Genomic DNA, 19431 nt, shown 5'->3' on the forward strand with positions numbered 1-19431 from the left:
CCCTGCACCCGGAAAGGCAGTAGCGCCATGAGCGTCAACGTCCGCATCCCCACCATCCTGCGCACCTACACCGGCGGCCAGGCCGAGGTCTCCGCCGAGGGCGCGACCCTCGAAGAGGTCATCCAGTCCCTGGAGGCGAGCCACCCCGGCATCGCCGCGCGCGTCCTGGACGACCAGGGCAAGCTGCGCCGCTTCGTCAACGTCTACGTCAACGACGACGACGTGCGCTTCGAGGGCGGGCTGCAGACGTCCACCCCGGACGGCGCCGGCGTCTCGATCATCCCGGCCGTCGCGGGCGGTTGCTGAGGCTCGTCCGGCTTCGTAACGCTTCGTAGAAACTGAATTGCCCCCTCCGTTACTAAACGGAGGGGGCAATTCTGCTTGGTTGGGCGCGGTAGAGTTGGGGAAGTCCCCTCCGCTGTTCTTGCCCGCCGCATATGAGCGGGTCGCGTGAGGGTTGACATTGAGTCAACATGCAAGTGCGCTATGGGCCGTTGGCGGCGTTTGTCCGGCCCGAGTTGCCCTGGAATATTCCTGGTTTTCACCCTATTTCAATCTTTTGGCGTGTCCAGAATTCTCGTCGGAATGACCTGTTGCAGACAGCAGCGGTGCGGATACATTCAGCCCCGGTCGAGGCGTTCCGGCGCAAGTTCTGACCCGGGACCGCGAAGTGCGGTCCTGCGCAAGGGCCAGTAATAGGGGAGTTAGGCATGGCTCAGGGCACCGTCAAGTGGTTCAACGCGGAGAAGGGCTACGGCTTCATCGCGGTCGACGGTGGTGCGGATGTGTTCGTCCACTACAGCGCCATCCAGATGGACGGGTACCGCACCCTTGAAGAGGGTCAGCGGGTCGAATTCGAGATCTCGCAGGGCCAGAAGGGTCCGCAGGCGGACATGGTCAAGCTCGCCGCCGGCTAGTCCGACCGCGATCGACCACCGACACGTACGGGGCCGTGCACAGCGGCCGCGCACGACGGCACAACGGCATATGTACGAGGGGCCCACATCCTGGACACGGGATGCGGGCCCCTCGTGCGTGGCGGCCGCGGCGCCCTTGCGGCGCCTGGGTGTTCATCCCGGGTTGCCCGAAGCCGCTTGCACTCGGGGGGGTCGAGTGCTAATCATTGGCGTTAGCACTCTCCGGGTGAGAGTGCTACTAAACGAGGACCGGGTCGGTGAGGCCCGCGGGGTCCGGCGGGAAGAAACCGCCGGGCACGGCAGGCCGTCCGTCGCGGGCGCGGGCGCGGTCCAGGAGCAATCCACCGCTGTCCGGGAGGACCACTTCAGATGGCCAAGATCATTGCGTTCAACGAGGAGGCCCGGCGCGGTCTCGAGCGAGGCATGAACCAGCTCGCCGACGCCGTCAAGGTCACCCTTGGCCCCAAGGGTCGCAACGTCGTCCTTGAGAAGAAGTGGGGCGCCCCCACGATCACCAACGATGGTGTCTCCATCGCCAAGGAGATCGAGCTCGAGGACCCGTACGAGAAGATCGGCGCCGAGCTGGTCAAGGAAGTCGCCAAGAAGACGGACGACGTCGCCGGCGACGGTACGACCACCGCCACCGTTCTCGCCCAGGCGCTCGTCCGCGAGGGCCTGCGCAACGTGGCCGCCGGTGCGAACCCGATGGCCCTCAAGCGCGGTATCGAGAAGGCCGTCGAGGCCGTCTCCGCCGCCCTGCTGGCGCAGGCCAAGGATGTCGAGACCAAGGAGCAGATCGCTTCCACGGCCTCCATCTCCGCCGCCGACACCCAGATCGGCGAGCTCATCGCCGAGGCCATGGACAAGGTCGGCAAGGAAGGCGTCATCACGGTCGAGGAGTCGCAGACCTTCGGCCTGGAGCTCGAGCTCACCGAGGGCATGCGCTTCGACAAGGGCTACATCTCGGCGTACTTCGCCACCGACATGGAGCGCATGGAGTCGTCCCTCGACGACCCGTACATCCTGATCGTCAACTCCAAGATCGGCTCGGTCAAGGACCTGCTGCCGCTCCTGGAGAAGGTCATGCAGTCCGGCAAGCCGCTGCTGATCATCGCCGAGGACGTCGAGGGCGAGGCGCTCTCCACCCTCGTCGTCAACAAGATCCGCGGCACCTTCAAGTCCGTCGCCGTCAAGGCTCCGGGCTTCGGTGACCGTCGCAAGGCCATGCTCGGCGACATCGCCATCCTCACGGGCGGCACGGTCATCTCCGAGGAGGTCGGCCTCAAGCTCGAGAACGCCGGTCTCGACCTGCTCGGCCGCGCCCGCAAGGTCGTCATCACCAAGGACGAGACCACCATCGTCGACGGTGCCGGTGACAGCGACCAGGTCCAGGGTCGTGTCAACCAGATCCGCGCCGAGATCGAGAACTCCGACTCGGACTACGACCGCGAGAAGCTGCAGGAGCGCCTGGCGAAGCTCGCCGGCGGTGTTGCGGTCATCAAGGCCGGCGCCGCGACCGAGGTCGAGCTCAAGGAGCGCAAGCACCGCATCGAGGACGCCGTTCGCAACGCGAAGGCGGCCGTCGAAGAGGGCATCGTCGCCGGTGGCGGCGTGGCCCTGCTGCAGGCCTCCTCGGTCTTCGACAAGCTGGAGCTCACCGGCGACGAGGCGACCGGCGCCAACGCCGTCAAGCTCGCGCTGGAGGCCCCGCTCAAGCAGATCGCCGTCAACGGTGGTCTCGAGGGTGGCGTCGTCGTCGAGAAGGTCCGCAACCTGCAGATCGGTTGGGGCCTGAACGCCGCGACCGGCGAGTACGTGGACATGATCGCCGAGGGCATCATCGACCCGGCGAAGGTCACCCGCTCTGCCCTGCAGAACGCGGCGTCGATCGCGGCCCTCTTCCTCACCACCGAGGCCGTCATCGCCGACAAGCCCGAGAAGGCCGGCGCCGCTGCCGGCGGCGGCATGCCGGGCGGCGACATGGACTTCTGATCCACCCCCGGGCTCCGGCCCGAAGGTAGATCGGCGGTTCGCATCACGTAGTACGGACCGAGGGCGGCACCCCTTCCTGACGGAGGGGGTGCCGCCCTCGGGCGTTTCCGTGAGGAGCTGGCGATGTAAGACGTTGCGTCTTACGCTGGTGACATGGCTGACACCGTGACGATCCGCACCGACTCCGAGACCGAGCACGCCCTGGCCGTTCTCACGCAGGACGGCAGCTCGCGATCCGTGGCCATAAGAGCGGCCGTGCTGGAGGCGGCTCTCCGCAAGGAGCGCGCGGCTGCGCTGCGCCGGGCTGTGCTGCGCATGCCGCTGGGGGAGCCTGATGGCATCGACATCGCGGCGGAGCTCTCCCGGAGTCGCGAGGAAGAACGCTGATGATCTACCTGGACTCCGCCGCCGTCGTGAAGCTGGTCCACGCCGAATCCGAGTCTCAGGCATTGCGTGAGTGGCTCGATGAAAGAGCGGAGACCGGATGGGTCAGTTCGGTCCTGGCGGAGGTGGAGTCCTTCAAGGCGCTGGCCCGTTACGCGCCACAGGCGGCGGTCAGGCTCCATCTCGTCCTGGATCTGATCGAGCTGATCGACCTTGATCCCGGCATTCGCATTCTCGCTCAAACCGTGCGACCGGCCACGGTTCGCAGTCTCGATGCCGTCCATCTGGCGACGGCGCTCAGCATCGGAGAGCGGCTGACCTCGTTCGTGACGTACGACAAGTGCCTGGCCGATGCTGCTCGGGACGCCGGACTGATCGTTGATGCGCCCGCATGACCTGATTGACTGCATGGCATGACTGATGTGTTCGTCAAGATCTGCGGGCTCAAGACCGCGCACGATGTCGAGGTCGCCGTGGCGGCCGGGGCCGATGCCGTCGGCTTCGTGTTCGCGCCCGGCAGTCCGCGTACGGTCGATGCCGCGACCGCACGGGCACTGGTCGCGGGGGTGCCGGACGGGGTGCTCACCGTGGGGGTGTTCCGGGGGCAGTCCGTCGCCGAGGTGCGGCGGTTCGCCGAGGAGAGCGGCGTACGGGGCGTGCAGCTGCACGGCGAGGAGGGCCCGGAGGACTTCGCGGCGCTGCGCGCGGAGGGGCGCACGCTGCTGCGGGCCACGGCGCGGCACGTGGAGCGCTGCGGGGAGTACGGCGAGGACCTGCTGCTCCTCGACGCCCCGGATCCGGGCTCCGGCAAGCCGTGGAACTGGGGCTCGGCGGAGTTCACCGCCCCCGCGGGCCGCTGGCTCCTGGCGGGCGGGCTGACACCGGCCACCGTGCGGGGGGCCGTCGCGGTCACCGGCGCGTGGGGCGTGGACGTGTCCAGCGGCGTGGAGAGCGAGCGCGGCATCAAGTCCCCGGACCTCATCCGCGCCTTCATCACGGCGGCCCGGGGCGTCTAGCCGCCCGGCGCTTGAGGCCCGGGGTCCGGGCGGAGTCCCCCCGGCCTCGCCGGCGTTTGAGGCGCGGGTCCGGGCGGAGCCCGGGGAACGGTGGAAGGGCGGGTAGGGGACTTCGCCCCGCAGGGCCCACCGCCCGCGGCAGACCGCGACGGGCGGCGGAACGCCGGGGGCCGGGGCCGGGGCCGGGCGTGTGGATCTGCTGCGCCGTCCGGCCGCTCACCGCAGGTGTCTCCGGGGGCCGGGACACCGGGAATGGTCGGCTGGCCGACGGCCCATCGCCCGCATCGAAAGCCGGTCCCCGTGAAACGAGCACGCTTCCTCGCCGCCGCCGCCATCCCGACCCTGCTGATCGCCACGCTCGCCAGCACCGCCGCAGCCGCTCCGCTGCCCGACCCGAAGCCCCCGGTCCCGGTCCCGGTCCCGCACTGCATCACCCCCTTCGACGGGGACCTCAACGAGCTCTACGGCGTGAAGGACCGCATCGTCGGTCCGGCCCCCTGCCGCGAGACCTACGCCAAGGAGAAGTGGGTCAGGATCGTGCCGGGCTGGGGCACGGCGCGCAGCGCCGCGGAGGCCGTCCACCCGGCCGGTTACACGCCGGAGCGCCCCGATCCGATCGACGACTTCAACGCCAAGTTCGTCAGCGCCACGTACGTCCACGACCTCGGCACGCCGCAGGAGCAGCGCTTCACCTACAAGAAGAGCCGGGTCCTGCGCACCGGTCTCTTCGGCCCCGACGGCGTTCCGTACTCGATCGCCATCTCGCCGCCGTTCAAGGCGCTGGACCTCGGCACGCACACCACCCTCGTGCTGTTCACGCTCAAGGCGCAGCACTGCGACGGGCTCGGGACGGTCGAGGAGGAGAACTGCCTGCCCGCGGGCACCTTCGCGTACACGGGCAACGCCCCCTTCGAGGTGATCCCGAAGCCCGCCGCCTGAGCCGGGCGGCCGGGCGGCAGGGCGCCAGGACGGCCGGTGTCAGGCGAGCGAGTCGATCCAGCGCTCCAGGCGGCGGCCCTCCGAGGCCATCAGTTCCGGGTCGCGGAAGGTGTTCGTGAGCAGCGAGATGCCCTGGTACGAGGCGATCAGGGCGACCGCGAGCTCGCGGGCGTCCGCGGTGCGGCCCAGTGCGAGGAACTGCTGCTCGGCCCAGTCGAGCAGCACCCGCATGACCTTGGCGAGGGTCTGGTCGAGGCCGTCGTCGCGCTTGTCGAGCTCGGAGGCGAGCGAGCCGGTGGGGCAGCCGTAGCGGGCGGTGAGCTCGCGCTGGTCGACCCAGCCGGCGAGGAGGGCCTTCAGGCGGTCCTGCGGGGTGGGGAGCGCGTCGAGGACGCCGATCATGTCCGCGAGGGTCTGCGCGTGGGCGTCGATGGCTGCTTCGACCAGCTGGTCCTTGGTCTTGAAGTAGTAGTAGACGTTGCCGACGGGGACGTCGGCCGCGCGCGCGATGTCGGCGATCGTCGTCTTCTCCATGCCCTGTTCGTGCAGGACCTGGGCCGCGGCCGCGGCGAGGCGTTCGCGCTTGCTGCTGCCGCCCCCGCGCTTCGTACCTGAGTAAGTCACCTGACTAAGTGTAGACGGGCACCGCCCGGCGGGCTATGGTCGTGCCAGGAGTTAGTCAGTCAACTAACTCACTTCACGGGTGGGAGCCTTCCATGATCGTCATCACGGGTGCGACCGGGAACGTCGGCAGCGAGCTGGTACGGATCCTCGCGGCGGCGGGGGAGCAGGTCACGGCCGTCTCCCGCCGGGCGCCGGAGGGGGAAGCCCTGCCCCGGGGCGTCCGCCACCACCGGGCCGACCTCGCCGAGCCGCAGAGCCTGCGGCCCGCCCTCGCCGGGGCCCGGGCCCTGTTCCTGCTCGTCGCGGGCGAGGACCCGCGGGCCGTCCTCGGCCTGGCCGCGGAGGCCGGCGTGCGCAGGGTCGTGCTGCTGTCCTCGCAGGGGGCCGGGACCCGGCCCGAGCTGTACGGGCATCCGGCCGCCTTCGAGGAGGCCGTCCGCGGCTCGGGTCTGGAGTGGACGGTCCTGCGCTCGGGCGGGCTCGACTCCAACGCCTTCGCCTGGGCCGAGTCGATCCGTACGCACCGCACGGCCGCCGCACCCTTCGGGGACGTCGGGCTGCCGACGGTGGACCCGGCGGACGTGGCGGAGGTCGCGGCGGCAGTCCTGCGGGACTCCGGGCACGCGGGCCACACGTACGACCTGACCGGCCCGGCCCCGGTCACCCCGCGCGAGCGGGCCGCGGCGATCGCGGCGGCGATCGGCGAGCCGGTGCGCTTCGTGGAGCAGAGCCCCGAGGAGGCCCGGGCGCAGATGCTGACCTTCATGCCCGAGCCGGCGGTGGAGGGCACCCTGTCCATCCTGGGCGCCCCGGTCCCCGCCGAACGGGCCGTCAGCCCGGCCGTCGAGGCGATCCTCGGCCGGGCCCCGCGCCCCTTCGCCGCCTGGGCGGACCGCACGGCGGCGGCCTTCCGCTGACCCGACCGCATCCGGCCGGGTCCCGCACCGGCCGACGCCTCTCTCGGCCGAGGCCTTCCGCTGACCCGACCGCATCCGGCCGGGTCCCGCACCGGCCGACGCCTCTCTCGGCCGAGGCCTTCCGCGGCCGACGCCTCCCTCCCCTTCTCCGCAGGAGCAGCAGCCATGCCCGTACAGCCCGTACTCGACTCGACGATCCACTACCGGGAGGCCGGTGCACGTACCGGTGTGCCCGTGGTGTTCCTGCACGGGAACCCCACCTCCTCCCACCTCTGGCGGGAGGTCCTCCCCGCCCTCGGTGACGGCCCGGTCCGGCTGCTCGCGCCGGACCTGATCGGCATGGGGGGCTCGGGCAAGCCCGCCATCGGCTACACCTTCGCCGACCACGCCCGCTACCTCGACGCCTGGTTCGACGCCCTCGGCCTCGACGAGGCGGTGCTCGTCGGGCACGACTGGGGAGGCGCGCTCGCCTTCGACCGGGCCGCCCGGCATCCGGGGCGGGTCCGCGGGATCGCGTTCACCGAAACCATCGTCAAGCCGCTGAGCTGGGAGGAGTTCCCGGAGGGCGGCCGCGACCTGTTCCGGGCGATCAAGACGCCGGGGGTGGGGGAGGCGATGATCCTCGACGAGAACGCCTTCATCGAGCAGGCGCTGCCCGGCAGCGTCGCCCGCCCGCTGGACCCGCGCGACCTGGACGCGTACCGCGCCCCGTACCCGACGCGGGAGAGCCGGCGCCCGCTGCTCCAGTGGGCCCGGTCGATGCCGCTGGGCGGGGAGCCCGCCGAGGTGGTGGCCCGCGTGGCGGCGTACGGGGAGTGGCTCGCGGGGAGCCCGGACGTGCCCAAGCTGCTGCTGACCTTCGCCCCCGGACCCGGGGCGATGACGGGACCGGAGGCCGTCGACTGGTGCGAGGCGAACATCGCGGGCCTGGAGCTCGCCCGGCACGACGACGTGCCGGCCGGGCACCACACCCCCGAGGACCACCCGCTGCTGGTCGCGGCGGCGGTGCGGGAGTGGGCGCAGCGGCACGGGCTGTGGGGATGAGCCGGTTGCCCGGTCGGTTGCTCCGGTCGCCGGGCCGGTTGCCCCGGGCGCCGAGGAGGGGGCGAAGGGCGGGCGGCGCGGGCCTTCCGTCCCACCGGCGACGGACGTAGGTCCCTGTCCGCGGGCCTTCCGCCCCGGGAGACTTCGAAACATGGACACTCTGGACTCGGTGATCGTCAACGTCAACGATCACCTCTGGACCTACCTGCTGATTCCGCTGGTGGTCGGTGCGGGCCTGTACTTCACGGTCCGCTCCCGGGGTGTGCAGCTGCGCCTGCTTCCCGAGATGTTCCGGGTGGTGAAGGAGAAGACCCCGCCGCGCGCCGACGGCCGCAAGCAGGTCTCGTCCTTCGGCGCCTTCACGATCTCGGCCGCCGCGCGCGTCGGTACCGGCAACATCGCCGGTGTCGCCGCCGCCATCACCCTGGGCGGCGCGGGCGCCGTGTTCTGGATGTGGATGATGGCGCTGATCGGCGCGGCCTCCGCCTTCGTGGAATCGGCCCTCGCCCAGCTCTACAAGGTGCGCAACGCCGGCGGCGCCTACCGGGGCGGCCCCGCGTACTACATGCAGCGGGCGCTCGGTAAACGCTGGCTCGGGGTGCTCTTCGCGGTGACGATCACCGTCACCTTCGGCTTCGTCTTCAACGCCGTGCAGGCCAACACCATCACCGCCGTCGCCTCGGGCTCCCTCGCCGACGCGGACGGATCGAACTGGTTCGGCCCCTCCCTCGGCGTGCTGCTGGCCGCCCTGCTGGGCCTGGCCGTCTTCGGCGGGGTCAAGCGGATCTCGGCCGTCACCACGGTCCTGGTCCCGGTCATGGCGATCGTCTACCTCCTCCTCGGCGCGGCGGTGGTCCTCCTCAACGTCACCGAGTTCCCCCGGGTCATCGCGGACATCGTCGGCGGCGCCTTCGGCTTCCGCGAGCTGGCGGCGGGCGGCATCGGCGCGGCGATCCAGCAGGGCATCCGGCGCGGCATGTTCTCCAACGAGGCGGGCCTCGGCTCCGCCCCGAACGCGGGCGCGGCCGCCGAGGTCTCGCACCCGGTCAAGCAGGGCCTCGTACAGTCCCTGGGCGTCTTCTTCGACACCCTCCTCGTCTGCACGATGACGGCCTTCATCGTCCTCGTCACCAACCCGGAGCTGTCGGGCCGCCAGGGCGCGGACCTGACGCAGACGGCGCTGAGCGACACGCTGGGCGGATGGGCCGGCCACCTCCTCACGGTGGTGGTCTTCATGCTCGCCTTCAGCAGCATGATCGGGAACTACTACTACGGCGAGACCAACATCCAGTTCATCACCCGCAAGCGGTGGGTCCTGCCGGGATACCGGGTGCTGGTCCTGTCGGCGGTCGTCATGGGCTCGCTCGGCTCGGTGTCGGTCGTCTGGAACCTGGCGGACGTGTTCATGGGCCTCATGGCCCTGATCAACCTCGCCGCGATCATCCCGCTGTCGGCCATCGCCTTCCGCCTCCTGGACGACTACCTCGCCCAGCGCCGGGCGGGCCTGGAGCCGGTCTTCACCCGCGACCGCATGCCGGACCTGAAGGGCGTCCAGTGCTGGGACCCGATCCGCACGACGGTCCCGTCGTCGCAGGCGCCGGAGCGGGTGTAGCGGGCTGGTGGTGCGCGGGGGTTGCTGCGTGCGCCACCCGATCGTGGGACGCTGAACGAAACGGCCGCACGCCGTGAAACCGTCTGTCTACGCTCGCTGGCATATGCCACAGGAGAGGAGACCCGCGATGACCGCAGCCATGGTCGAACCCGACCGGAACGCCGACGGCCGCACGTGGGAGTACCTGCTGCAGAGCTGGCGTGACCTGGACGTGCCGGAGGGCTGGCGCGCCGAGATCGACGGAGGACAGATCGCCTTGGTGCCACCGCCCCACCGCCACCACAACGCAATCGCAGAGAGTGTGCAGCGCGGCCTGTACGGGGTCCTGCCGCCCGAGTGGGGCGTCTACCAGACGCTCGGCATCCACATCGCCCCACTGGACAAGCTCTACGTGCCGGACCTGGTGGTGGTCCCGTCCGTCCTGGTCAGGGGTGTGGAAGTCGAGGTCTCCGACCCGGTGGACGCGGCCGAGGCGCTGCTCGTCGTGGAGATCACCTCCAAGAGCAATGCCGATGTCGACCGGAAGAAGAAGCTCTGGGCCTACGCCCACGCCCCCGTCCCGGTCTACGTCCTGATCGATCGCTTCGACGAGCACGGTCCCACGGCCACCCTGTTCACCGAACCGCAGAACGGCGCCTACAAGCACGCCGTCCGGGTGGCCTTCGGCGAGGAGTTGCGGCTCCCCGAGCCCTTCGCGCTGACGCTCGACACAGGGAGCTTCCCGCTCTGACCAGGGGTTAGACGGCCGGGCCGGATACGGCGACTGGGCCGTCCGGCTCGACCGAGGTCACGACCGCCGTTGCCCGCAGGGACTCGACCTGGTCGGGGGAGAGGCGGGCGCTGAAGCCGTTCAGGGCGTGGCGGTAGACGTGGACCGGGGTGATCCCGTAGGCGTCCGCGACGGCGGCCGGGTCGAGGCCGCGGTGCACGGTGACGATGTACGCCGGCCACTCGGCCGGGGCCGTACGGGAGGCGGGAGCGGCTGGTCCGGGTCCCGTGGCGTGGGCGGGCGGGGCGGGCAGGGCGAGGGCGGCGGCGAGGGCGACGGCGGCGACGGCGGGGATCGACAGGGTCCGGCTCGTACGAGTGCGCATGACCGCGAGGCCACCACGTACGGCCGGTCCGGTCAACGACCTTCGGCGGCGCGGCGGCCGCGGGCGGGGGTGAACCGCGGGAACCGCGAATGCGCCCCTCCCCGGATGAGCACGCGGTGTCCCTTCCGTACGGGTGAACCTGCAAGCCCCCGCGGCAGGGCCGCGAGCACGGGCCGCGCAGGCCTGGAGGCCGCTGGGCGGAAGGGGCGGAATCCTTTCTTCAGTCCGTACGAGAATCAGCCCGCGGCACGGCCGTACGGCCGGTCCGGTCCGGTCAAGAGCAGCGGCCGGCCCGCCGATGAAGGGGAGGGCCGCATTCCGTGAGGCGTTCCCCGTCGGACGGAGGCGGCTTCCGCATGCCGCCCTCCACCCCTCGGGAGTCCCCTCGATGTCCATGCGCCTGCTCGCCCGCGCCGCCACCGCCGCCCTGCTCGCCGTCACCCCGGTGGCCGCCGCTTCCGCGTCCGCCGACGTCCTGCCCGAGCCCACCCCGGTGCCGCTGACCATCTCGGCCAACGCCATCCCCGGCCAGTACATCGTGACCCTGGAGCCGGGCTACGACCCGGCCAAGGTGGCCGAGCGGCTGGGCCTCAAGCCGAAGTTCCTCTACACCAAGGCCATGAACGGCTTCGCCGTCCCCATGACCAAGCTCCAGCTGGAGATCGCCCGCGTCGCCCTGGGCGTGAAGTCGGTGGAGACGGACGCGAAGGTCTCGGCCCCGTCGAGGGTGCGGTCCACGGCCACCGCCCTGCGCGGGCCGTCCGCCTCCTGGGGCTTGGACCGGATCGACCAGAAGGAACTGCCGCTCGACAACACCTTCACCACCCAGGGCAACGGCGCCGGGGTGACCGCTTACATCCTCGACACGGGCATCGAGTACGCGCACGACGAGTTCGGGGGGCGGGCCACCTTCGGCTTCGACGCGATCAAGGACGGCCGCGACGGCGCGGACTGCAACGGCCACGGCACGCACGTCGCGGGCACCGTTGCCGGCAAGACGTACGGCGTGGCGCGCAAAGCCAACCTGGTCAGCGTCCGCGTCCTCGACTGCAAGGGTGAGGGCGACTCCTCGGGGATCATCGCGGGCCTGGACTGGGTGGCCAAGAACGCCAAGCAGCCCGCCGTCCTCAACGGCTCCCTGGGCGGCGACAAGTCCCAGGCCGTCAACGATGCGGCGAACGCCGTGACGGACGCGGGCGTCCTGCCGGTCATCGCGGCGGGCAACTCCTCGAAGGACGCCTGTCTCGTCTCGCCCGCCTCGGCGGGGAAGGTGCTCACGGTCGCCGCGAGCAACCAGTGGGACGAGGAGACCAGCTTCTCCAACTGGGGCGAGTGCGTGAGCCTGTACGCGCCCGGAGAAGCGATCGTCTCCGCCAAGCTGGGCGGCGGCAGCCTGGCCGAGAACGGCACGTCCATGGCAGCGCCGCACGTCACGGGCGTGGCCGTCCTCTACAAGCAGGCGAACCCGACCGCGACGCCGGAAGCCATCGTCGAGTACCTGCGGGACGAGTCCACGAAGGACGTCCTGAAGAGCATCAGCAAGTCCTCCCCGAACGAGCTGCTGTTCACCAACGGCCTCTGACCACGGCAGGCGCGAGGGCCGTGCCGCTCACGCAGCGGCGCGGTTCCAGCGCATCCGCGACCACGGCAGGGCCAGCTCGCTCCGGTCCGTCACCTCGCGCGGGGCGAGGTCCGCGATCGGGGCGGCCTCGCGGTGTCTCGCGTAGACGGTGTCGACGTAGCGGTGGCCGGTGTCGGGGGCGATGAAGAGGACCGTGCGGTGGGGTGAGCGCTCGCGCTCGTGGCGCGCCGCGAGGTAGCCGGCGCCGGTCGACAGCCCGGCGAAGACCGCGTGCCGGCGCAGCAGGTCGACGCTGCCGGCGAGGGCGGCGTCGAAGGAGACCCAGTGCAGGGTGTCGTACAGCTCGTGCGAGACGTTCCCGAAGGGGATGGAGCTGCCGATCCCGGCGATGATCATCTCGGGGTCGGTGACGTGCTCGGAGCCGAAGGTGACGCTGCCGTACGGCTGGACGCCGACGAGTTCGACATCCGCAGTGCCAGCGGCGCCCTCGCGGAGGTAGCGGGTCAGGGCGCCGGTGGAGGCGCCCGAGCCGACCCCGCCCACGACGGTGAGCCCGTCCGCCGTGCCGGTGGCCTCGCGGATCCGGTCGGCGATCGCGCGGTAGCCGAGGTAGTGGACGTCGTCGTGGTACTGGCGCATCCAGTGGTAGTCGGGGTGCTCGGCGAGGATCTCGTGGATCCGCTCGACGCGCCGCTTCTGGTCGAGCTTCAGGTCGCTGCACGGTTCCATCTGCTCCAGCGTCGCCCCGAGGACGGCCAGTTGGGTCCGCAGCGTGTGGTCCACGGTGGCCGAGCCGACGATGTGGCAGTGCAGGCCGTACCGGTGACAGGTCAGGGCCAGGGCGTACGCGTAGATGCCGCTGGAGCTGTCCAGCAGGGTGTCCCCGCGCCGCACGGCGCCGGTGTCGAGCAGGTGGCGCACCGCCGCGAGGGCGGAGACCACCTTCATCGTTTCAAAGCGCAGGCAGACGAGCCGGTCGTCGAGGCGTATCAGGTCCGGCCGGCCGATCGACTCCGCGATGTGCTGGTCCATGGTGAGAGATCTCCTTGGGACTGGTGGTGGCGCCGGTCGTGAAGGTGCGGGTGGCGGGGATGCCGTGGGCGTCCAGGGCGTGCAGGCAGCCGTGGACGCGGCGGCGCAGCCCGGGGGCGGCCGGATCGAAGAGCACGCCCGCCACCGCGCCGCTGTGCGCGATCTGCACGCCGACCGCCCCGGCCCGGCGGGCGAGGGCGGTCAGCGCGTCGAACTCCGGGTGGCCGAGGATCCGTTGGCCGCGCCGGGCGCTGGCGGTGGCGACCGCGCCGAGCAGCTCCGGGCTGCCGGTGGCCACGGCCCGGCGCAGCAGCGCGCGCAGCCGCTCGTAGGCCCGTACGTCGCTGCGGTCCACGTCGGCGACGGCGGCCACCGGCAGGGACAGGGTGTCGACGGGCGCGCCCCCGCCGAGGGTGCAGCCCACCACGACCAGCGGCGGCAGGGCCGGGCCGAGGACCTCCAGGACCCGGCCCTCCCGCTGGGCGAACAGCACCGGGCGGCCGCCGAGCATCAGGGGGTCGGAGGCCAGTTCGGCGCGTACGGCCAGCCCGGCGACCGTCGGGGGGTCCAGTCGCAGCCCGTACGAGTCCGCGACCGCGCGCACGGCTGCGATGACGTCGCTGCTGGAGCTGCCCATGCCCAGGCCCACCGGTATCTCGCCGGTGAGCCGCAACTCCCCGCCGCAGGGCGGCTGTCCGGTCCGCCGGGCGCACTCCGCGACGGTGAGGGCCGCCGCCCGTGCCGCCTTCGTGCGGTCGGCGGGCGCGACGGTGAGCGCCCCGGGCTCCGCGCCGGGGCGGCGGACGAACGCGGCGCTGCTGCCGGGGCCGGCCATGGGGAGGGTGACCAGTCCGGCGCACCGGCGCCCGGCGCCGTCGAGGAAGACGCCCTGGAGGATCTCGCCGTGGTGGCAGGGGGCCTGCCCGGTGCCGGACGGGGCCGGGAGGGCGGTGGCGCCGGGGGTCACGCGCCGTCCGCCGTCCGGTAGCGGTACAGGACCGTCTCCTCGGCGCTGAACTGGGAGAAGGGGAAGGGCTCCGCGGACAGGGCGGTCACCCCGGAGCCGAGGAAGGCGCGGGCGACGGCGCTGCCGGTCTGCGCGTAGACGACCAGCGGGATGCCGCGGGAGCGGCAGCGCTCCAGGATGGTGTCGAAGGTGCCGTTGCTCAGGGTCATGCCGGTGGCGACGACGGCCTGGGCGCGCTCCAGTACCTCGTGCATGTCGGCGGTGACCGGGTCGCCCCACTGGGTGGCCTTGAGGTTGAGGTCGCAGGGCAGTGGCCGGCCGCCGCGTTCGCGGATCGCCGCCACCAGCGGGTTGACGACGCCGATGAGTCCGACCTCGGCGCCCTCCTCGATGTCCAGCAGTCCGGCGATGGCCGCGTCGCGGGCCTTGGCGCGGAGCTCCGGGGTGCCGGCGGGGAGGGTGACGGGCTCGGCGTCGCCCTGTTCGGCCGCCGCGCGGTGGGGGCGGGTCTCGGAGAGGTAGGCGTCGAGGGCGGCGATGCGCAGGGGGCGCGGGGCCTCGCGCAGGAGGGCGTCGAGCGGGGTGCCGGAGGAGTCGCGGCAGATCGAGGGGTCGATCTCGCCGGCCTCGAAGGCGCAGCCGCCGAAGGAGCCGCCGAGGCGGACCAGGACGTACTGGTTGAGGTAGGTGGTGTCGCCGCCGGCCAGGCGGGTGCCGTGGTGGATCCAGAACACGCTGGTCGCGACGAGCGAGGAGGGCAGCGGGCCGTGCTCGCCGGCCAGTACGGCCTCGACGAGCGCGTCGACGGCGGGGGTGGTGGGTGTGGTGGTGGCGGTGGTGGTGGTCGGAGTCATGGGTTTCCTCTTCACAGTGCGGCTTGGGGTATCGGTGTCGTGGTGTGTGCGCGGAGCGGTCCGCGGTAGCTGACCTGGGGGTGTCCGAGGGCGTCGGTGGTGAGTTCGGCGTCGACCTCGAAGACCTCGGCGAGCCTCCGCGCCGTCAGGACGGCGGCGGGCGGGCCGGAGGCGATCAGGCGGCCGTGGTGCAGGAGCAGCAGCCGGTCGCAGTACCGGGCGGCGAGCGACAGGTCGTGCAGGGCGACCAGGACGGTCTGTCCGGTACCGGCCAGCAGCTCCATCAGTTCCAGCTGGTGTTTGACGTCGAGGTGGTTGGTGGGCTCGTCGAGCAGCAGCGCGGACGGCTGCTGCGCCAGCGCGCGGGCGATGTGGGTGCGCTGCCGCTCCCCGCCCGACAGCGCCTTCCAGGAACGGTGGGCGAGCGCGGTGAGTCCTACGCGTTCCAGCGCGGCGGCGACCACGGCCCGGTCGGTGGCGTCCGGCCCGCGCCAGCGGTCGCGGAACGGGGTCCGGCCCAGGCCGACGATGTCGGCGACCGGCAGATCGCTGTCCGCGCCCGCGTCCTGCTCGACGAAGGCGACGTGCCGGGCGATCCTGCGCGCACTCCAGCCGCGCACGGACTCCCCGTCGTAGCGGACCGCGCCCGAATCGGGAGCCCGCAGGCCGGCCAGACAGCGCAGCAGCGAGGACTTGCCCGAGCCGTTGGGGCCGAGCAGCCCGACGGTCTCGCCCGGGGCGATGTCCGCGCTGATCCCGCGTACGACCCGGGTGCCCGCCACCGACCAGCTGACGTCTTCGGCGCTGATCCTCACAGCTCCCCCCGCTTGCGCAGGACCAGCAGGAAGATCGGTACGCCGAGCAGTGCGGTGATCACGCCGACGGGAACCTCGCGGGGCCCGAAGGCGATTCGTGCCAGCGCGTCCGTCCACACCAGGAACACCGCTCCGGCCAGGGCCGTGTACGGCAGCAGCACCCGGTGCAGCGGCCCGACGAGGAACCGCACCCCGTGGGGCACGATCAGCCCGACGAAGCCGATGGCGCCGACGGTGGCCACCGCCACCGCGGTGAGCACGGCGGTGACCACGAGCAGCAGCATCCGCGTGTGCCGCACGTCGATCCCGAGGGACGCGGCGGTGTCGGTGCCGAAGGCGAGCCCGTCGAGGGCGTTCGAGCAGAGCCAGGCCGCGGCCAGCCCCAGCGGGGTGACGACCGCGCAGACCGCGACCGTGTTCCAGCGGGCCGGTGCCATCGAGCCCAGGAGCCAGTGGGTGACGGCCCGGGTGGTGTCCGCGTCCGCCGAGGCCATCAGTACGAGCGAGGTCAGCGCGGTGAAGAGCTGCCCGATGACGACGCCGGTGAGGACGATGCGTACGGAGTCCAGCCCGGTGCGCCGCAGGAGCAGCAGGAGCAGCCCGAAGGAGAGCAGTGCGCCGGCGAGCGCTCCGCCGGTGACGCCGAGGGTGCTCGCGCCGATCCCGAGGACGACCACGGTGACGGCTCCGGCGGAGGCGCCCGAGGAGACGCCGAGCAGGTAGGGGTCGGCGAGGGCGTTACGGGTGACCGCCTGGAGCACCGCTCCGCACACGGCGAGCGAGGCGCCGACGAGGGCGGCCATCAGTACGCGCGGCAGCCTCAGGTCCCAGACGAGCGAGTCCAGCAGCGGGGGCAACGGCTCGACGTCCAGGCCCAGTCGGGTACCGAAGACGCGGGCGAGGCCGGTCCAGCCCACGTCGGCGGCGCCTATGCGCACGGCCGCCGCGACCGAGGCCGCCAGGACGGCCGCGGCGAGGAGGAAGAGGCCTGCCCCGGCCAGCGGGGACCGGCGGGGGGCCGGGCCTGTGGTGGCGCCCGGACCTGTGAGGCCGACCGGGTCCGCGGTCACCGTGTCAGCGGACATACCCGAGGTCCTTCATGCCCGCCGCCAGCAGTCCCAGGGCGTGGACGGAGCGCACCGAGGGGTCCAGTTCGATGCCGGGCACTTCGAGGATCTTGTTGTCGCGCACCGCGGCGAGCTTCGACACGACGGGGTGCTGGGTCATGGTGGTGCGCTTCTCGGCGGCGCTGTCGCCGGGCCGGCCGCGCTCGGACAGGTCGCCGATCACGATGAAGTCCGGGTCGCGCTTGGCGACTTCCTCCCAGGAGACCTCCGGCCAGTCCTCGTCGACGTCGTCGAAGGCGTTCTTCGCGCCGACGATCCGGCTCATCTCGCTGGGCAGACCGCTCTTGCCCGCCACGTACGGCATGCCGTTGAAGACGGAGTAGAGGTAGACCACGGTGGGCTGTCCGGTGCCCGCGGTGCCCCCGGTGGCCTTCGCGGCGTTCTCCCCGGCCTTGGCCACGGCGCTGCGCTGGTCGGCGGCGAGCTTGGCGGCCCGTTCCCCGGCGCCGAAGACCTTGCCGAGGTTCTCGTAGTCGGAGAAGAGCAGCTCGAAGGGGGTCCGGCCGCCCGGGTTCTGCCCGGGGCAGTCCACGGCGCTGACGAAGGTCGGGACCTTGAGGGCGTCGAGCTCCTCGCGGGTGCCCGCCCGGTCCTTGGTGAAGAGGTCGGCGGAGCCGCCGATGACGAAGTCCGGGGTGGCTGCGCGCAGTTGCTCGCCGGTCGCGATCTTCGGGGCGATGACCGGGACCTTGGCGTACGCGGCCTTGTACGCGGCGGGGATCTTCGTCTTGAGGTTGGCGGTGCCCGCCATCGAGTCCTGGAGTCCGAGTTCGAGCAGGGTCTCGGTCGAGGTCTGGTCCAGGGCGACGGCCCGCTTCGGCGGTGCGGCGAAGGCGGCCTGGCGGCCGCAGCTCGTGACGGTGGAGGCCTGGGCGGCGGGGGCGGCCGCGGCTGTGGCCTTGGAGTCGTCGGAGTCGTTGGCGGCGGGTGCGGAGCAGGCCGCGGTGGCGAGGGCGAGGGCCAGGGCGATGCCGAGGCGAGCGGGGTGGCGCATGGGTTCTCCGGTCTGGGCGGGGCGGGTGGGGGCGGGCATGGGCGTTGTCGTGCACCGGGCAAGACCGCCGCGTTCGAAGGGTACTGTAATGGCATTCATTTTCATTAAGAACCCCGGGGGCGGCTCACCGAGCCCCCGCCCCACCCCCAAGGAGCGACCTCACCGTGGCAACCACACCCGCGCCCCCGGCGGCCAAGTCCGCCGCCGCACCGGCACGTTCGATCCTCCGCGACCTCCCGTTCCTGCGTCTGTGGGCGGGTACCACCGCCTCCGGACTCGCGACCTGGGCCCTGCCCTTCGTCCTCGGGCTCGCCGTCCTCCACCGCGACCTGAGCGCCGCCGGCCTCGGCCTGGTCCTCGCCGCGCGCACGGTCGGATTCCTCGCCGCCGTCACCGTCGGCGGCGTCCTGGCCGACCGGCACTCCCGCCGCGCGGTCGTCCTCTGGTCGGCCCTGGCGGCGGCGGTCGCAGCCCCCCTCCTCGCCGCCGGACTGGGCCGCTCGCTCCTGCTGATGACGGCCGCCGCCGCCCTCGCCGGGGCCGGACAGGGCGCGTGCCGACCGGCCTTCCAGGCGCTCACCGCCGAGACCGTCGACCCCGGCCGCCGTCAGCAGGCGAACGCCGCCATGACCATGGCCGTCCGTGGCTCCACCCTCGCCGGACCCGCCCTGACCGCGCTGCTCGCGGCCTTCCTCGACGTCCGGACCCTGCTGCTCGGCATCGGCCTGCTCTGGCTGGTCGCCGCGCTGGTCCCGGGCAAGGGCCGGGGGAGCGCCGCCGGCGCCGTCACCGCGCCGCGCGCGAGTTTCCGTACCGAATTCCTGGAGGGCGTACGGGAGGCCCGCCGCCACCCCTGGTTCCTCGCCGGGCTCGGCGCCCTCGTCGCCGTCATCGCTCTCGGCTACTCCGCCACCAGCGTCGCCCTGCCCCTGATCAGCCGGGACCGCTACGCCAGCGAATGGGTGCTCGCCGCGGCCATGACCGCGTACATAGTGGGCGCACTCGGCGGAGCCCTGGTCATCGCCCGCTGGCGGCCGCGCTCACAGGGCTGGGCCGCCTTCGCGGGACTGGCGGCGTACGGATTCGCCCCGCTGAGCCTGATGCTGCCCGTGCACCCGTGGGTGGTCGTCGCCGCCTACGCCGTCGCCGGGATCGGGATCGAACTGTTCAACGTGCCCTGGTTCACCGCCACCCAGCGCGAGGTCGCCCCGGACCGGCTGGCCCGCGTCTCCTCGCTGGACTTCCTCGTCTCCTACGGTCTGGCCCCGGTCGGCCTCGCCCTGATCGCCCCGGCCATCGACACCTTCGGCGTCACCCCCGTCCTCGGCGCCTGCGCGGCCGCCTGCTTCCTCGTACCGGCGGCGGCCGCCCTGGTGCCGACGGCCCGGCACTTCGCGCGGACGGCGCCTGCGGCTCCGGAGCGGACCTAGGCCGGGGCGTGCTGCGGGCGCCGTGAACTGCCCTGCGTCCAGGGGGAGTCCGTCCGGCGGCGGGCCCGTTCCACCGCCCGGTAGGTTACGG

General features: G+C 72.2%; 21 protein-coding genes. 13 read left to right on the plus strand and 8 right to left on the minus strand.

The genetic code is table 11. The features are described from left to right. Window positions 1-27: 27 nt before the first annotated feature. The 7 genes from AC3IX6_RS20340 to AC3IX6_RS20370 all read left to right on the plus strand — a co-directional run bounded on the left by AC3IX6_RS20340 (window position 28) and on the right by AC3IX6_RS20370 (window position 5248). Entirely contained in the window at window positions 28-306 is a 279-nt protein-coding gene (locus tag AC3IX6_RS20340) for a ubiquitin-like small modifier protein 1 (protein WP_250744537.1), read from the plus strand. Window positions 307-710: 404 nt separating this feature from the next. Further along, on the plus strand, window positions 711-917 hold the full coding sequence (locus AC3IX6_RS20345; protein ID WP_008743607.1) for a cold-shock protein: 207 nt from the start codon (window positions 711-713) through the stop codon (window positions 915-917). A 369-nt stretch (window positions 918-1286) separates the two neighbouring features. Next, entirely contained in the window at window positions 1287-2909 is a 1623-nt protein-coding gene (groL, locus tag AC3IX6_RS20350) for a chaperonin GroEL (RefSeq protein WP_450909645.1), read from the plus strand. A 153-nt stretch (window positions 2910-3062) separates the two neighbouring features. Then, window positions 3063-3296 carry a hypothetical protein gene (locus tag AC3IX6_RS20355; protein ID WP_371616570.1) on the plus strand — a complete coding sequence of 78 codons (234 nt, stop codon included), beginning with the start codon at window positions 3063-3065 and terminating at the stop codon, window positions 3294-3296. Next, window positions 3296-3688: a type II toxin-antitoxin system VapC family toxin gene (locus AC3IX6_RS20360; RefSeq protein WP_489363333.1), complete on the plus strand. Its 393-nt coding sequence runs from the start codon at window positions 3296-3298 to the stop codon at window positions 3686-3688. Before AC3IX6_RS20355 ends, AC3IX6_RS20360 begins: the two co-directional genes overlap by 1 nt. Before the next feature lie 18 nt (window positions 3689-3706). After that, entirely contained in the window at window positions 3707-4309 is a 603-nt protein-coding gene (locus AC3IX6_RS20365; RefSeq protein WP_489363334.1) for a phosphoribosylanthranilate isomerase, read from the plus strand. A 300-nt stretch (window positions 4310-4609) separates the two neighbouring features. Beyond that, window positions 4610-5248 (plus strand): hypothetical protein, encoded by a 639-nt coding sequence (locus AC3IX6_RS20370; RefSeq protein WP_489363336.1) that lies wholly within the window; start codon window positions 4610-4612, stop codon window positions 5246-5248. 39 nt (window positions 5249-5287) lie between these two features. Here AC3IX6_RS20370 and AC3IX6_RS20375 read toward each other — a convergent pair whose 3' ends face one another. Next, a complete protein-coding gene (locus AC3IX6_RS20375) occupies window positions 5288-5872 on the minus strand; it encodes a TetR/AcrR family transcriptional regulator (protein WP_489363338.1) in 585 nt (194 codons plus the stop codon). Window positions 5873-5964: 92 nt separating this feature from the next. Between AC3IX6_RS20375 and AC3IX6_RS20380 the strand changes: the two genes are divergently transcribed. The 4 genes from AC3IX6_RS20380 (at window position 5965) to AC3IX6_RS20395 (ending at window position 10175) form a co-directional block, all read left to right on the plus strand. Then, the gene (locus AC3IX6_RS20380; RefSeq protein ID WP_489363340.1) at window positions 5965-6789 is read left to right on the plus strand and encodes an SDR family oxidoreductase; all 825 of its coding nucleotides are present in this window, start codon (window positions 5965-5967) and stop codon (window positions 6787-6789) included. A gap of 165 nt (window positions 6790-6954) precedes the next feature. Further along, on the plus strand, window positions 6955-7833 hold the full coding sequence (locus AC3IX6_RS20385) for a haloalkane dehalogenase (protein ID WP_489363342.1): 879 nt from the start codon (window positions 6955-6957) through the stop codon (window positions 7831-7833). 151 nt (window positions 7834-7984) lie between these two features. Continuing rightward, a complete protein-coding gene (locus tag AC3IX6_RS20390) occupies window positions 7985-9445 on the plus strand; it encodes an alanine/glycine:cation symporter family protein (RefSeq protein WP_489363344.1) in 1461 nt (486 codons plus the stop codon). Between the two features lie 127 nt (window positions 9446-9572). Beyond that, window positions 9573-10175 carry a Uma2 family endonuclease gene (locus AC3IX6_RS20395; protein WP_489363346.1) on the plus strand — a complete coding sequence of 201 codons (603 nt, stop codon included), beginning with the start codon at window positions 9573-9575 and terminating at the stop codon, window positions 10173-10175. A gap of 7 nt (window positions 10176-10182) precedes the next feature. Here the strand turns inward: AC3IX6_RS20395 and AC3IX6_RS20400 are convergent, their stop codons facing one another. Beyond that, the gene (locus AC3IX6_RS20400; protein WP_489363348.1) at window positions 10183-10539 is read right to left on the minus strand and encodes a protease inhibitor I9 family protein; all 357 of its coding nucleotides are present in this window, start codon (window positions 10537-10539) and stop codon (window positions 10183-10185) included. 394 nt (window positions 10540-10933) lie between these two features. Between AC3IX6_RS20400 and AC3IX6_RS20405 the strand changes: the two genes are divergently transcribed. Continuing rightward, window positions 10934-12121, plus strand: coding sequence for a S8 family peptidase (locus AC3IX6_RS20405; protein ID WP_489371504.1), 1188 nt, complete (start codon window positions 10934-10936; stop codon window positions 12119-12121). Between the two features lie 27 nt (window positions 12122-12148). Here AC3IX6_RS20405 and AC3IX6_RS20410 read toward each other — a convergent pair whose 3' ends face one another. The 6 genes from AC3IX6_RS20410 to AC3IX6_RS20435 are packed head-to-tail and all read right to left on the minus strand — an operon-like array spanning window position 12149 to window position 17949. Then, window positions 12149-13153, minus strand: a complete 1005-nt coding sequence (locus AC3IX6_RS20410) for a pyridoxal-phosphate dependent enzyme (RefSeq protein WP_489363350.1) — start codon at window positions 13151-13153, stop codon at window positions 12149-12151. Beyond that, window positions 13074-14120, minus strand: coding sequence for a GHMP family kinase ATP-binding protein (locus AC3IX6_RS20415; protein ID WP_489363351.1), 1047 nt, complete (start codon window positions 14118-14120; stop codon window positions 13074-13076). Before AC3IX6_RS20415 ends, AC3IX6_RS20410 begins: the two co-directional genes overlap by 80 nt. Further along, the gene (locus AC3IX6_RS20420; protein ID WP_489363352.1) at window positions 14117-14974 is read right to left on the minus strand and encodes a Rossmann-like domain-containing protein; all 858 of its coding nucleotides are present in this window, start codon (window positions 14972-14974) and stop codon (window positions 14117-14119) included. Before AC3IX6_RS20420 ends, AC3IX6_RS20415 begins: the two co-directional genes overlap by 4 nt. 11 nt (window positions 14975-14985) lie before the next feature. After that, the gene (locus tag AC3IX6_RS20425; RefSeq protein WP_489363353.1) at window positions 14986-15789 is read right to left on the minus strand and encodes an ABC transporter ATP-binding protein; all 804 of its coding nucleotides are present in this window, start codon (window positions 15787-15789) and stop codon (window positions 14986-14988) included. After that, complete coding sequence (locus AC3IX6_RS20430; protein WP_489363354.1) at window positions 15786-16874, minus strand: FecCD family ABC transporter permease; 1089 nt, start codon at window positions 16872-16874, stop codon at window positions 15786-15788. The genes AC3IX6_RS20425 and AC3IX6_RS20430 overlap by 4 nt, the downstream gene beginning before the upstream one ends. Beyond that, window positions 16864-17949, minus strand: a complete 1086-nt coding sequence (locus AC3IX6_RS20435) for an ABC transporter substrate-binding protein (RefSeq protein WP_489363356.1) — start codon at window positions 17947-17949, stop codon at window positions 16864-16866. Before AC3IX6_RS20435 ends, AC3IX6_RS20430 begins: the two co-directional genes overlap by 11 nt. Before the next feature lie 125 nt (window positions 17950-18074). Here AC3IX6_RS20435 and AC3IX6_RS20440 point away from each other — a divergent pair, with 125 nt between their 5' ends. Continuing rightward, window positions 18075-19340: an MFS transporter gene (locus tag AC3IX6_RS20440; protein ID WP_489363358.1), complete on the plus strand. Its 1266-nt coding sequence runs from the start codon at window positions 18075-18077 to the stop codon at window positions 19338-19340. Window positions 19341-19431: the final 91 nt, after the last annotated feature.

This window comes from Streptomyces sp. GL_141, assembly GCF_057834385.1.

What these genes read in the sequence shown, in the direction of transcription:
- AC3IX6_RS20340 (WP_250744537.1), top strand. Translation starts at nt 28, where the DNA reads ATGAGCGTCAACGTCCGCATCCCCACCATCCTGCGCACCTACACCGGC.
- AC3IX6_RS20345 (WP_008743607.1), top strand. Translation starts at nt 711, where the DNA reads ATGGCTCAGGGCACCGTCAAGTGGTTCAACGCGGAGAAGGGCTACGGC.
- groL (WP_450909645.1), top strand. Translation starts at nt 1,287, where the DNA reads ATGGCCAAGATCATTGCGTTCAACGAGGAGGCCCGGCGCGGTCTCGAG.
- AC3IX6_RS20355 (WP_371616570.1), top strand. Translation starts at nt 3,063, where the DNA reads ATGGCTGACACCGTGACGATCCGCACCGACTCCGAGACCGAGCACGCC.
- AC3IX6_RS20360 (WP_489363333.1), top strand. Translation starts at nt 3,296, where the DNA reads ATGATCTACCTGGACTCCGCCGCCGTCGTGAAGCTGGTCCACGCCGAA.
- AC3IX6_RS20365 (WP_489363334.1), top strand. Translation starts at nt 3,707, where the DNA reads ATGACTGATGTGTTCGTCAAGATCTGCGGGCTCAAGACCGCGCACGAT.
- AC3IX6_RS20380 (WP_489363340.1), top strand. Translation starts at nt 5,965, where the DNA reads ATGATCGTCATCACGGGTGCGACCGGGAACGTCGGCAGCGAGCTGGTA.
- AC3IX6_RS20385 (WP_489363342.1), top strand. Translation starts at nt 6,955, where the DNA reads ATGCCCGTACAGCCCGTACTCGACTCGACGATCCACTACCGGGAGGCC.
- AC3IX6_RS20390 (WP_489363344.1), top strand. Translation starts at nt 7,985, where the DNA reads ATGGACACTCTGGACTCGGTGATCGTCAACGTCAACGATCACCTCTGG.
- AC3IX6_RS20395 (WP_489363346.1), top strand. Translation starts at nt 9,573, where the DNA reads ATGACCGCAGCCATGGTCGAACCCGACCGGAACGCCGACGGCCGCACG.
- AC3IX6_RS20400 (WP_489363348.1), bottom strand. Translation starts at nt 10,539, where the DNA reads ATGCGCACTCGTACGAGCCGGACCCTGTCGATCCCCGCCGTCGCCGCC.
- AC3IX6_RS20405 (WP_489371504.1), top strand. Translation starts at nt 10,934, where the DNA reads ATGCGCCTGCTCGCCCGCGCCGCCACCGCCGCCCTGCTCGCCGTCACC.
- AC3IX6_RS20410 (WP_489363350.1), bottom strand. Translation starts at nt 13,153, where the DNA reads ATGGACCAGCACATCGCGGAGTCGATCGGCCGGCCGGACCTGATACGC.
- AC3IX6_RS20420 (WP_489363352.1), bottom strand. Translation starts at nt 14,974, where the DNA reads ATGACTCCGACCACCACCACCGCCACCACCACACCCACCACCCCCGCC.
- AC3IX6_RS20430 (WP_489363354.1), bottom strand. Translation starts at nt 16,874, where the DNA reads ATGTCCGCTGACACGGTGACCGCGGACCCGGTCGGCCTCACAGGTCCG.
- AC3IX6_RS20435 (WP_489363356.1), bottom strand. Translation starts at nt 17,949, where the DNA reads ATGCCCGCCCCCACCCGCCCCGCCCAGACCGGAGAACCCATGCGCCAC.